At 36.8% G+C, this 12,390-nt stretch carries 14 protein-coding genes and 3 pseudogenes; 7 read left to right on the top strand and 10 right to left on the bottom strand.

Annotated elements, in window-relative coordinates:
- Positions 1-7: 7 nt before the first annotated feature.
- Entirely contained in the window at positions 8-268 is a 261-nt protein-coding gene (locus tag J7649_RS16165; protein ID WP_004665962.1) for a FeoA family protein, read from the top strand.
- A complete protein-coding gene (feoB, locus tag J7649_RS16170; protein ID WP_034171691.1) occupies positions 258-2,087 on the top strand; it encodes a ferrous iron transporter B in 1,830 nt (609 codons plus the stop codon). Before J7649_RS16165 ends, feoB begins: the two co-directional genes overlap by 11 nt.
- A gap of 327 nt (positions 2,088-2,414) precedes the next feature.
- Here feoB and J7649_RS16175 read toward each other — a convergent pair whose 3' ends face one another.
- From J7649_RS16175 to arsC, 6 genes are all read right to left on the bottom strand, one after another.
- Positions 2,415-3,503 carry an ArsO family NAD(P)H-dependent flavin-containing monooxygenase gene (locus J7649_RS16175; RefSeq protein WP_026444402.1) on the bottom strand — a complete coding sequence of 363 codons (1,089 nt, stop codon included), beginning with the start codon at positions 3,501-3,503 and terminating at the stop codon, positions 2,415-2,417.
- A gap of 167 nt (positions 3,504-3,670) precedes the next feature.
- A complete protein-coding gene (gene arsH / locus J7649_RS16180; RefSeq protein ID WP_004644739.1) occupies positions 3,671-4,375 on the bottom strand; it encodes an arsenical resistance protein ArsH in 705 nt (234 codons plus the stop codon).
- 4 nt (positions 4,376-4,379) lie between these two features.
- Complete coding sequence (arsB, locus tag J7649_RS16185; protein ID WP_004644740.1) at positions 4,380-5,420, bottom strand: ACR3 family arsenite efflux transporter; 1,041 nt, start codon at positions 5,418-5,420, stop codon at positions 4,380-4,382.
- Between the two features lie 5 nt (positions 5,421-5,425).
- The gene (locus J7649_RS16190) at positions 5,426-5,899 is read right to left on the bottom strand and encodes an arsenate reductase ArsC (RefSeq protein WP_004781073.1); all 474 of its coding nucleotides are present in this window, start codon (positions 5,897-5,899) and stop codon (positions 5,426-5,428) included.
- A gap of 4 nt (positions 5,900-5,903) precedes the next feature.
- On the bottom strand, positions 5,904-6,227 hold the full coding sequence (locus tag J7649_RS16195) for a metalloregulator ArsR/SmtB family transcription factor (protein WP_004644742.1): 324 nt from the start codon (positions 6,225-6,227) through the stop codon (positions 5,904-5,906).
- 44 nt (positions 6,228-6,271) lie between these two features.
- Complete coding sequence (gene arsC, locus J7649_RS16200; RefSeq protein ID WP_004733243.1) at positions 6,272-6,700, bottom strand: arsenate reductase (glutaredoxin); 429 nt, start codon at positions 6,698-6,700, stop codon at positions 6,272-6,274.
- Positions 6,701-7,015: 315 nt separating this feature from the next.
- Between arsC and J7649_RS16205 the strand changes: the two genes are divergently transcribed.
- From J7649_RS16205 to J7649_RS16210, 3 genes and pseudogenes are all read left to right on the top strand, one after another.
- Positions 7,016-7,582: a recombinase family protein gene (locus J7649_RS16205; protein WP_219310260.1), complete on the top strand. Its 567-nt coding sequence runs from the start codon at positions 7,016-7,018 to the stop codon at positions 7,580-7,582.
- A 557-nt stretch (positions 7,583-8,139) separates the two neighbouring features.
- Positions 8,140-8,261: pseudogene (locus J7649_RS17020) on the top strand (cation diffusion facilitator family transporter); the annotation flags it as partial.
- A gap of 177 nt (positions 8,262-8,438) precedes the next feature.
- The gene (locus tag J7649_RS16210; protein ID WP_004281236.1) at positions 8,439-9,053 is read left to right on the top strand and encodes a thiol:disulfide interchange protein DsbA/DsbL; all 615 of its coding nucleotides are present in this window, start codon (positions 8,439-8,441) and stop codon (positions 9,051-9,053) included.
- A 76-nt stretch (positions 9,054-9,129) separates the two neighbouring features.
- Here the strand turns inward: J7649_RS16210 and J7649_RS17025 are convergent.
- A pseudogene (locus J7649_RS17025) lies at positions 9,130-9,231 on the bottom strand (TetR family transcriptional regulator); the annotation flags it as partial.
- Between the two features lie 175 nt (positions 9,232-9,406).
- Between J7649_RS17025 and J7649_RS16215 the strand changes: the two are divergent.
- Positions 9,407-9,613 (top strand): annotated as a pseudogene (locus J7649_RS16215) (IS1 family transposase); the annotation flags it as partial.
- Between the two features lie 65 nt (positions 9,614-9,678).
- On the opposite strand, the gene J7649_RS16220 reads toward J7649_RS16215, so the two are convergent.
- The 3 genes from J7649_RS16220 to J7649_RS16230 all read right to left on the bottom strand — a co-directional run bounded on the left by J7649_RS16220 (position 9,679) and on the right by J7649_RS16230 (position 11,669).
- On the bottom strand, positions 9,679-9,873 hold the full coding sequence (locus J7649_RS16220; protein WP_004733233.1) for a heavy-metal-associated domain-containing protein: 195 nt from the start codon (positions 9,871-9,873) through the stop codon (positions 9,679-9,681).
- Between the two features lie 469 nt (positions 9,874-10,342).
- The gene (locus tag J7649_RS16225) at positions 10,343-11,224 is read right to left on the bottom strand and encodes a copper resistance D family protein (RefSeq protein WP_005220177.1); all 882 of its coding nucleotides are present in this window, start codon (positions 11,222-11,224) and stop codon (positions 10,343-10,345) included.
- 64 nt (positions 11,225-11,288) lie between these two features.
- Complete coding sequence (locus tag J7649_RS16230) at positions 11,289-11,669, bottom strand: copper resistance CopC family protein (RefSeq protein WP_004681441.1); 381 nt, start codon at positions 11,667-11,669, stop codon at positions 11,289-11,291.
- 351 nt (positions 11,670-12,020) lie between these two features.
- Here J7649_RS16230 and J7649_RS16235 point away from each other — a divergent pair, with 351 nt between their 5' ends.
- Positions 12,021-12,263: a DUF2789 family protein gene (locus J7649_RS16235; RefSeq protein WP_004281876.1), complete on the top strand. Its 243-nt coding sequence runs from the start codon at positions 12,021-12,023 to the stop codon at positions 12,261-12,263.
- Positions 12,264-12,390: the final 127 nt, after the last annotated feature.

Here is a 12,390-nt window from a genome sequence, read left to right on the forward strand (position 1 = left end):
ATCGAAAATGAATCTATTTCAAGTTAAACAAAATCAGATCGTCAAAATTAGAGATCTCAAAAAAGGTAATCAATACAGTCATACCACTGATCCCGTATTGGAACGGCTCCAACTATTAGGTTTTAGAGAGGGTGAAACTCTACAAGTACTCGCTAAAGGTGTTTTTGGCGGAGATCCTGTTTTAGTTCAAATTGAAACTTCAAGATTCGCATTAAGAAAGAATGAAGCTGAAAGAATTTTTGTAGAGTTAGTATCCAATGAAGATTAAGAACATTGCATTAGTCGGTAATCCAAATTGTGGAAAAACCTCTTTATTTAATACGCTTACTGGTACGCGACAAAAAGTTGCCAACTATGCTGGAGTTACCGTAGAAAGAAAAGAAGGTTCTTTTAAATTACCTTCTGGTGATGCAGTACGAGTATTGGACTTACCCGGAACTTACAGTTTAAAACCTAGTAGTTTAGATGAAGAAGTCACCAGGGCAGTTTGTTTGGGCGAGCTAAAAGGTGAAGTTCTACCCGATATTTTTATATGCGTTGTAGATGCCACAAATTTAAGCTTACATTTGAGCTTGGTTCTCGAAGTTCGTGCTCTAAATCGCCCTATGATTCTTGTATTAAATATGATGGATGAGGTCAAAAAGCGTGGTATTTCCATTGATAAGGATAAACTGTCTCAACTGTTAGGTATCCCTGTAGTTGAAGCTGTCGCAGTTAAAACAAAAGGAATTCAAGATTTAATTAATCAATTAGATCAAAAAAATCTTTTTATTACTCCTTATCATTCTGAATTAAGTCATTTTGAACAGGTCAAACAAATCACCAAACAAGTTATTTTAAATAATGACAGTGGTGATAAAAGAACCGCATTTCTAGATAAAATTTTTCTACATCCTGTATTGGGTTTAGTAATCTTAACTTTAACCATGTTTGTGATGTTCCAGGCGGTATTTATATGGGCAACGCCTTTTATTGAATTCATTGAAAATTTTGTCGCATGGCTCAGTGATTTTATTGGACCACTAATCCAACATCCTCTATTAAAAAGCTTGGTTGTGGATGGGGTAATTGCTGGTGCAGGTAGCGTGCTTGCATATATGCCTCAGATTTTGATTTTATTCTTCTTCATTTTAATGCTTGAAGAGTCAGGCTATTTACCCCGGGCAGCATTTCTTTTAGATAAATTAATGTCTAAAGCCGGGCTTAGCGGCCGTTCATTTATTCCTCTGCTATCCAGTTTTGCTTGTGCCATTCCCGGAATTATGGCAACCAGAAGTATCAGCTCTGAACGGGACCGATTAGCAACAATTATGATTGCACCCTTGATGACCTGTTCAGCAAGATTGCCAGTATATGCTTTATTGATCGCGGCATTTATTCCCAACCAATTAATCTACGGCTGGTTAAGTCTGCAAGGATTAGTCCTTTTTGGTCTTTATATGTCGGGAATAGTCTCAGCGTTATTAGTTTCAGTCTTTCTGAAGTTGGTTCGAAAAGATAAAACTGAAAGTATTTTTATTTTTGAACTTCCCACATACCGAATTCCAGATATTAGAAATATTGCATTAGGCTTATATGATAGGGCAACTATTTTCTTAAAACGAGTTGGTGGCATTATCGTTGCGCTGTCTATCTTGTTATGGGTGCTAGTCACGTTCCCTCAACCACCAGATAATGCAACCATGCCGGCCATTAACTATAGTTTAGCTGGTCAGTTAGGGCATTTAATTCATCCTATATTTGCGCCTATTGGGTTTACATGGGAAATATGTATTGCACTCATTCCTGCTATGGCAGCAAGGGAAGTTGTAATTGCTGCTCTTGGGGTGATTTATGCGATGTCAGGTGATGAAGATACAGTAACTCAAAGTCTGTTAAGTCAAATTTCAGGCCCGGATGGATGGGGGTTAGCCACAGGTTTATCATTATTGGTATGGTTTATTTTTGCTCCCCATTGTCTTGCTACGTTAGCAACAATTAGACGAGAAACTGGCAGCTGGAAACAGCCCATCATTATGGCAACTTATTTGTTTGCATTAGCCTACATCTTTTCATTCATCACATATCAAGTTGCGAGTAATCTTTAATTAGCAAATGAATAAAATAAGGGAGCTAGCTCCCTTATTTTATTGAAATACTCACTATAAATGAAGCGCTTTTACAAGAAAAACTGTATAGATATCAATAATATTAAACAGCTTCCTAAGAAAACTTCTAATTTAATTATAAATTATGAAAGAGTTCCCTCTTTTTAGTGCAATTCATGAAATTAGGTTTAAATATCAAAAATTATGGCTTAATGAAGAGCATGATCTTGTAGACACTTTTAGTGAAATAATAATCAAAATATTGGAATGCTCCCAGTAGCCTAGACACAAAACCGATTCTAAAATTCTTATACTCGATATGGATAATTATTCTGAAAATTTTTTAGTATTAATTTCTTGTAGATAAGTGAAGATCTCATCTACTGTAGCTCTCGCTGTTCTAGAAACGCCAATTAATGTTGCAGATGCCATACCTGTCCAATCTCCATATCCAACTAACCACAAGTTAGGTAACTTAATAGACCTTCCATTTTGAACTTCTACAAAGTTATCTCGCTCTACTATATCTATACTTTTTAGATGATTTAATGAAGCCTTAAATCCAGTACACCAAATAATCACATCAATTTTCTCTTTTTTTCCATCTGGCCAAATAACTGCATCTGTAGCTAAAGATTGAAAAGGTGGACGGCTATGTAAGACTCCTCTATTCCTTGCCTCTTTGACACTATCGATCATCACAATATCACCTAGGCCACCTATTGGCTGGTCAACTTTTCTTCCTTCTTGTTGTACTTTTAAACGCTCAGTTGCTCTTAAAAACAGTACTCGACCATCGACATCATCAGGTAAAAATTGAGGCGGAGTTTTTGTGACCCAAATGGTTTCAGCAACTTGTGAAACCTCAGCGAGTATTTGCGCGCCCGAATTCCCCCCACCCACCACGATGACTTTCTTATCTTTAAATGAATCTGCATTCAGGTAATGGGCTGAATGTAACTGCGTGCCTTGAAAGTTTTCCTGTCCCGGATAATCAGGAATAAACGGCTGGCGCCATGTCCCTGTTGCACTGACCACCACCTTGGCTCGCCAAAACTTTTCTCCAGCATATACGTCTAAATACTTTCCCTTCGATTCCACACGATCGACATGTACTGGACGAACAATCGAAAATTGATATCTCTGTTCATAAGCCGATAAATACTGGATCACCTCATTTCGTGTTGGATAGGTCTGTTCAGTGATGGGCATCATCCAACCGGATAGAGAACTCCAGGTATTAGGAGAAAAAAGACGCAATGACTCCCAGGTATGCAGCCAGGCACCCCCCGCTTGATTTTGCTCATCCAATATAATGAATGGGATTTTCTTGCGCTTTAAAAAATAAGCGGTAGATAAAGCGGCCTGCCCACCACCGATAATGATCACATCAGTTTCAGTCTGTTTCTGGTTCAAAGCCTTCACCTTTTCCTTATTTATCTCTGACTTCTTTAATGTAAAAACCCAATCATGAAGACTGGGTTTTTACAATATTCATTGTACCTTTAACAGCACTTCATCGGTACAGCATAAAAGTGTTACTGACCTGGCAATGAGGCGCAGTATTTAATACCATCCAGCATTTATAAACTGCGCTGATTTACACGCTTGGACAACTCTTCAGCCGATTCCTTGCGTTCAGAATAACGATCTGTCAGGTATTTGCTTTGTCCACGAGTCAGTAGGGTGAACTTAAATAACTCTTCCATCACATCCACAATCCGGTCATAGAAAGCCGAAGGTTTCATTCGTCCATCTTCTTCAAACTCCAAAAAAGCTTTTGGAACTGAAGACTGATTTGGAATGGTGATCATCCGCATCCACCGCCCCAAAATACGCATCTGGTTCAGGCTGTTAAATGACTGTGATCCGCCACTGACTTGCATCAAGGCAAGAGTTTTACCTTGGGTAGCACGGATTGCCCCTCCTGCCAGTGGAATCCAGTCGATTTGAGATTTAAAGATTGAACTCATAGAACCATGGCGTTCAGGTGAACACCAGACCATGCCTTCTGACCATGCTAAAAGCTCATGCAGTTCTTTTACTTTTGGATGCTCAGTATCCGCATCTTCTGGTAAAGGAAGCCCTTTAGGATGAAAGATTTTTATTTCCGCCCCAAAATGCTCAAGGATTCGACCGGCTTCAAGAACTGCAAGGCGACTGTAAGAACGTTCTCGATTAGAGCCATACAGCAGCAAAATTCGCGGAGGATGAGCAAGTTCTTTGGCTTGAACTTTTTCAAAGGTGGGTTGCTCAAGAAGATTTAGATCTACATTTGGGAGATTCATAGAGTTAGGCCTCTTTAAAAACTTTCTTTCTCAGCCAGAGTGAAACACTCACCAAGGCAATCAACACAGGAACTTCGACCAGTGGGCCAATAATCGTGGTAAAAGCAACAGGCGAAGCGATACCAAAAGTTGCAATCGCTACTGCAAGTGATAATTCAAAATTATTCCCCGCTGCGGTAAATGCAATTGCTGTGGTCTTAGGATAGTCATTGCCCATCCATTTACTCATAAAGAAGCTGATGAAGAACATTAAAACGAAGTAAATGGTTAAAGGAATCGCGATGCGTAAAACTTCAAGCGGAAGACTCACGACATCACCGCCTTTTAGGCTAAACATGGCCAGAATGGTGAACAGCAAAGCCATTAAACTCAGCGGACTGATTTTCGGAATGAACTTGGTTTCATACCATTCCACGCCTTTCTGTTTCACCAAAATCCATCGCGTTAAGAAACCTAATAAGAACGGAATACCAAGATAAACCAGAACAGCATGGGTGATGGTCCAGAAATCGACATTAATGACCTGCGAAGCGACACCAAAATAGGGTGGAAGGAAGGTCAGGAATAACCAGGCATAGGTACTGAAAAATAGAATCTGGAAGATGCTGTTAAAGGCAACTAATGCTGCAACATATTGATTATCACCACAGGCCAAGCCATTCCACACCAGAACCATGGCAATACATCGAGCAAGACCAATCAGGATGACACCGGTCATATATTCTGGATAACTATGTAAAAATATGATTGCCAGGGCAAACATGAGTACTGGCGCGATCAGCCAGTTTTGTACTAAGGACAAAGTAAGGGTTTTCTTATCCTTAAACACTTGTGGCAAAGTCGCATAGTTCACTTTTGCCAGTGGTGGATACATCATTAGAATAAGACCAATCGCGATTGGAATATTCACTGAATCAATGCTTAATTTATCGAGTGCGACAGAAGCCTGAGGAAAGAAGTTTCCGATGGCAATGCCTAAGGCCATGGCAATAAAAATCCATAGCGTCAGGTTGCGATCTAAAAAAGATAAGCGTTTTTCAGACATTTCACTTACTCAACGTTCGAAATTTGATTAATTGCTGCAATCAATTCTGAGCGAGATAGTTTATCTACATTAAGTTTAAATAAAGCATCTAAGCGACGATTGATATGTTCAACAGTGCTCATAAAGGCTTTCATTTTTTCTTCTTTATTCACGTCTAAGTGTGAAGGATCAGCCAAGCCCCAATGTGCCTTGATTGCTCCACCCAAATAAAGTGGACATGCTTCTTGAGCAGCAGAATCACATACTGTGATCACAACATCAGGTTGATATTGTTCACAATCATTAATCGTTTTACTCCATAAACCTTCGGTAGATAATCCTAAGTTTTCAAGGGTTTCTAAAGTTAGCGGGTGAACTTGACCTGAAGGCTTACTCCCAGCGCTATAGGCTTTCCAACCTTCTGGTGCTCGGCTATTAAACAAAACTTCAGACAAAATGCTACGGCAGCTATTTCCAGTACATAAAAATAAAAATTTCATTGAATTACTCACAATAACTATTTACAGAAAGGGGGTGTTGATCATCCAGCTTTGATTGAGATTGAACCGTCTTCAAAATATCTAAAATTTCATAACACCAGTTGGCCAATTTTGGATTGATACTGTAGTAAACCCATTGGCCTTGTCTGCGATCTTGAAGTAGCCCTGAAGCACGTAAAAGGGCTAAATGTCTTGAAATTTTCGGTTGACTGAGTTGTAGTTTTTCAGTCAAATCACATACACATAGTTCTTTATTTTCAACAATTAATGTCACTATATTGAGACGTGTTTCATCTGATAAGCATTTAAAAAAATTAACTTGATCCATATAAATCTCCTTCACATTCTTTCCATTCAAGAGATGAGAAAGTACTATTTAATTCTTTGGCCATTTTCATCAATAATTTTTTCACCATCTTCTTTGCTAAATGCGCCTTTCTGAGGAAACGGGAGAATATCCAAAACAACTTCAGAAGGACGACACAAACGTGTACCTAAATCCGTAACAACGAATGGGCGGTTAATCAAAATAGGATGTTGAAGCATAAAATTTAAAAGCTGTTCATCAGACCAATCTTCCCGAACAATTTCTAAATCAGAATATGGAGGTACATTTTTACGAATTGCTTCTCTAACACTTAAACCAGCACTACGAATAAGTTCAATTAATTCTGCTTTCGAAGGTGGGGTAATTAGATATTCAATAACGATTGGTTCAATTCCTGCATTTTGAATTAAAGCTAAGGTATTCCTTGATGTACCACACTCAGGATTGTGATAAATCTTTATGGTCGAGAACATTTTGACTAACACTGCTATTAGAAACTCAGATATACTTATATACGTATTTCCACATATATGTAAATACGTATATTGATTTTATTTAAATTACTTAATGTCAATAAATGTATATATATTCTTGCAAATTCTTATGAGTGAGAAAAAACTCGTTATTTAAATATGTAAATTTAGAGTAAACCCTAAAGTTACAATCTGAAAGTTCATGAAATTATGTATCATTTAAATGATTTTTAATCATAAATAACATGTAACTTTAGTATTAAAGATTTATAATTTACGAAATTGTTCATTTTTATCCAATTGGGGCGTGAAAAATTGAAAGGCCAAAAAGTAGGGTATATCCGGGTAAGTTCTGTCGAGCAAAACACTGGACGTCAACTTGAGGGAATTGAAGTCGACCGGATTTTTGTTGACCGTGCTTCAGGTAAAAATACTGACCGACCTAAATTTCAGGAAATGTTGAACTATGTCCGGGAAGGGGACAGGGTGATTGTACATTCAATGGATCGTTTTGCGCGAAGCCTAAAAGATTTGGTCACTGAAGTAGATAAACTGGTCAAACGAGGAATCGCCATCCAGTTTGTAAAAGAAAATATTACTTTTACAGCCGAATCCACCCCGATGGATAATTTGATGCTTCAAATGATGGGTGCTTTTGCACAGTTCGAACGTGAGATCATTTTAGAGCGGCAAAAGGAAGGAATAAAACTCGCCTCTGCTCAGGGGAAGTACAAAGGTCGGGTGCATAAACTAAAGCCTGACCAAGCTGAAGCTTTACGACAAGCATGGAAGGAGGGGAAGTACCCTTCAAAAATGGCATTAGGCCAGGCATTTGGAATTAGTCGCCAAGCGGTATATCGGTATTTAAAAGCCGGGAAATAACTCAATTGAAATTGGCGACTATATTTAGTTTAGCTTATGAAAATCGTGAAACGTTGATTAAATAATAAGTGCAGAAAGCAAAGAGTTACTAATTTTATACAATATAAGTTTTTGATTTATAATTAATTAACTCGATTGCAATCTAGCTTTTTCAGCAACGATTTATCTTTTTTAAAATAGTATTAATTTATTTTTTTGAGAACAAACCTTAACAAAATTACAAGTTTGTAATTTTGTCGTCATTCGGATGTATATATTTACTCATTATTATAAGTAAAGATTTTTTTGGTCCAAGATATGATTAGATTCAATAATATGTACATGAAGATTATTTTAGTTATTTTTACTATAGTTTTTTCAACCAGTAGTTTTGCTGATGGGGGACTCCGTTTCTTAGAGAAAAATTTAGAAATAATTAACAAATAATTAACATAGTAATTTAAATTAAAAAGTGATTTATCAGGTGAATTTTAACTATATAAATAATTTATTTAATTTAATAAACCTTTCATAAATCATTTTTTGCTCAGTTCTATGTTGTAAATTCCAGCAATTATCATAGCCACGCGGCTGTTACTGAAGAGAATAGTAAGAAGCTAATATTTACTGTAGGTTTGACCACTACGTTTTAATCGTAGAAATTATAACCGTTTTTATTACTCAAAGTTTAACTTTTGTGATTATCTAAAAACACATAGCGGTCGAATGGCCATATTAACTGACTTAAAATCAGTCGCATACTTTAATGTAGCGGTTCTGATAGCACAAAAGTTCGCAGCATGAAAACGGAACCGGCATAATTGATTTATAGTGAACCCATACACTAAGCATAATGATTTAGAGGACGATAATCCCAATGAAAAAATTCCTTTTAGGAGCTGTTGCCGCATCTGTTTTGGCCTTTTCAGGCAATGCTATGGCCAATTTTGTGGCAGGTCAGGACTATCAAGTGGTTGCAAAACCAGTCAAAGTCGAAAAACCGGGCAGAATTGAGGTACGTGAATTCTTCTGGTACGGCTGTGGTCACTGTTTCGCGCTTGAACCACATATGCAGGGCTGGTTGAAAAAATTACCAAAAGATGTACGTTTTGTACGTACGCCGGCTGCAATGAATCCACTCTGGGAGCAGGCAGCGCGTGCTTATTATGTGTCTGAAGCATTGGGTGTGCGTCAAAAAGCACATTTACAATTATTCCATGATATTCATGATAAGCAACGTCCAATTTTAGAACAGGCGCAATTGGCCAAGTTCTATACCCGCTATGGTATTCCTGAAGCGAAATTTAACAGCACTTATAAATCTTTCCCGATCACTTCGAAAATTGCCCAAGCCAAAAATCTGGCTGCTCAGTATCAGTTAAGTGGTGTTCCGGCAGTGACCGTGAATGGTAAATATATTGTGCAGGGTAATGATGCCAAAGTCATTCAGGTGGTGAATTACCTGATCGAGAAAGAGCGTAAAGCCAAATAAGACGCGATTGATTATCTCTAAAAAAAACCTGCATCGAATCTGCAGGTTTTTTTATTTAAACTGGAGGAATGGTTATTTACGTCCTGACTGCCGGATCTGGTGTTTCTATCGGCGGGCGATACCAGTGTAAAATTCCTCGGAATAAGAGCTGCATCTGCAACACGCTTTGCGCTTTAAAGTAATGAATTTTCCTTTCTATTTCAACACGCAGAATTGCCGAGGCGCCCCGACGCTCTAAAACAAACAAAGGTGGTGTTTCAAAAAGTATGCTGAAAAAAACAATATGGCTTTTGATAAAATAGAGGTATGAAAATAACGCTACAAATCAAATGTCCTACCTGTCTAAGTAACAATATTGGGATAGTTTTATCACAGCATTTCAATGTTGCAAGCAAGTGATCGGTAAGTTTTTTACCGTCGGTATTGAAGGTAACAATTGTAGAATTCGTCATCGAATCAGGCGTGGATTTAGGAGAAGTTGCAACTTTTCTAAAAAGCTCGAAAATCATTTTAAAGCCTTTGATTTGACTTTCTTTTACCTTAATAACGGATTTGTTTAACGCTAGCATACTTTTTGAAACACCACCAAAGTGGTAAGGAATTCCCACTGTTACTCTAACAGAGATTAAGCAGGATCAGCTGTAAATCCACGCTCACTGAGAGTTGCAATGACTTTATCCTGACTCACTGTTGTGTTGATTTCAACGATACGGTTTTGTAAATCAATATCGAGTGAGGCATTCGAGTCGAGCTCTTTAATTGCGGTAGTAATGCCGCGTGCACAACCACCACAAGTCATATTAGCGATGTGAAATTTCATATGTTGCTCCTTTTTAACAAAACATTTGTTTAAAACATTAGAACAGTAACTCTAAACTTTCACCATACAACCAGCCTTTTTCTGAATCAGTTACTCGCTGTAACTTGGTCTGTTTATAACCTTACAGTTTTCTTCAGAGTATTCCAAAGAAGAGTGTTCTAATGACTACAGTAAAAGTACTTAACCAACATTAATGTGACTTTAAAATGACATTTTTGTCATCTACGATCACTCTGAAATTTATAAGATTAGTTATTTCAATCAATGGTAGTGAACTGAATAGATGAGACCGTTATGGGTTGAAGATAAGCTAAAAACCGGTGACTACCTTTATGTATAATGCCTCATGATGCGATTTTACTGTTCTGATTGTCGTAAGTTGACAGTCCAGTAGAAACTTTATTGCTCAGCTACAAAAGATAAATGCAGTAATGTTAAATTTCCTCAATTCCCTTATTTTGAAATTCTCTTATTCAATACCCACGACAGTGGTTATATAGCCTGTTGTTAATAGAATTGATAGACCTAATAACATCTCAAATAAAATGGCATGACTAAGGTGTTTAGCGAATTTAGGATGTTGAAGACGCGGGGTGAAATACCATTTGTTGAAGGCAGCTAAAAGTAGAATACTTATAACAAAAAACATTTTAACCATGAAACCATAGCCATATGCAGTATTGATTAAGGTATTAAAATCTTTAATTAAAAGAAGAGCTACACTAGCGCCACAGGCGATTAATATCCCAACAATGAAAGCAGCAATACGTCCAAATACATGCATGCGATCTTTTAAAGGTAAACCACTTATTTCCCGGCTGGTTTTCCATAACGGATATAAAGACCCCATCCATAACGACATAACTAGAATATGGATTGATAATAAAATTTGAGCAAGTAAGGTTAAATTAGCGACATGTCCGAGCTGGGAAAAACTAAAAATAATCGGGATAAGTAAAATACAAAATATTGAACTTTCAATTATAGAAAACTGACCTTTGTTCCTGTTAACTTTAACCACCATGAGAAGAAGTAAAAGAGCAAAACTAATAGAACGAAGAACGTATATATACCCCGTCGGAGTATTAACCAATATATTAATATACGTGGGGTCCACCATCCCTGTAATACCAGTATTGGCAAAACTACCAATCAGAATAAAAAATCCTAAGGTACTGGAAATTAGGCCTAATCCAGCGCCAATTGTAATATATTTAAGAATCGATTCTTTTAGTTCAAGATATTGTCTAAGTAAAAAATAGCAAAAGGCTCCACCAACGACAAAAGCTACACTTAAATATAAAATAACCTTAGTTAACCAAGTGGCCCACATCCAATATTCAGAAATCATTATTTTTGTCCATTCTAGAACAACATGCCAGCACCTCACTGACATGTTGAAAGGTAATCAATTCTTATTTAGTTGATTTGATAGTGAAACTATATTCACCATTCATGTTGTGACCATCTTTCCCCATTGTTGTCCAGACAACGGTATATTTACCTTTTTTCAGTTTCGGAAGAGCGACATCAAAGGATTTCTTTAAGTCATGAGTAACTTTATATTTTAAAGGAACATCTCTTCGCTGAGCATCCAGTAACTTAATATTCATCAACATAACCTCTGCACCAAAGTTAAGGGTCAAGTTCTTTGGTTGACTAAGGATAGATGCATTTTCCGCAGGAATCGCACTCACTAAACTCACATGAGCGAACGTAGTTGTAGTAGCCACAATCATCGTTGCAGCTACTACAACATTACGTAGAGCAGTCATTTTATTTTGAAATAATTTCATTTACGTTTCCTCTTGATTCGTTAGTTCATTAGAGATGACTTTATAAAATCTATATTTAATGAGACCACATCATCTCCTCTTATATTTCAATTATTAGTGAGAGACAGAAACAGAGCGATGACTTCAAAATTACATTTTTGTCATTTTTAAAATTTAAAATCTTTAACTATTAAAATAATCTTATTGAAAAATAATGATCATTTAACAAACAAATTATGTAGGTGGTTGATTTATGAAATGTAGTAATCATTTTGTCTAAGAAAATAGTAGCTATTTAATTTTTTATATTTTAGTTTAAATATAAACATGTTATGTTTAATTTGATCTAATATAAATTTGTGGGCTAAGCACATGACTCAAACACGTCCAAGAATGACCAAATTATTTGAACAGCTTGGTTTAGCTTCTACTGAAGAAGCAATTGCAAAATTCATAGAGAGCCATCAGCTAGCTGGAGATGTTTTTTTAACACAAGCAATTTTTTGGACTGATGCTCAACGTCATTTTTTAGAAGAAAAACTACACTCTGATGGTGAATGGACGACAGTGATTGATCAATTAAATGAGTCTTTACATGAAAATTCAGTAAAATAATTTTCCGTTAGTATTAAGGATCTACATTCTTCCCTGCATTGAATACAACTCATTCATACAGTAGTACTGTTTTGGAGATGGAATCTCTATTATATAAGTAGTAGATTCCTTACTCTGAAATTTGGAT

The organism is Acinetobacter lwoffii (assembly GCF_019343495.1).
GTDB classification, from domain to species: domain Bacteria; phylum Pseudomonadota; class Gammaproteobacteria; order Pseudomonadales; family Moraxellaceae; genus Acinetobacter; species Acinetobacter lwoffii_P.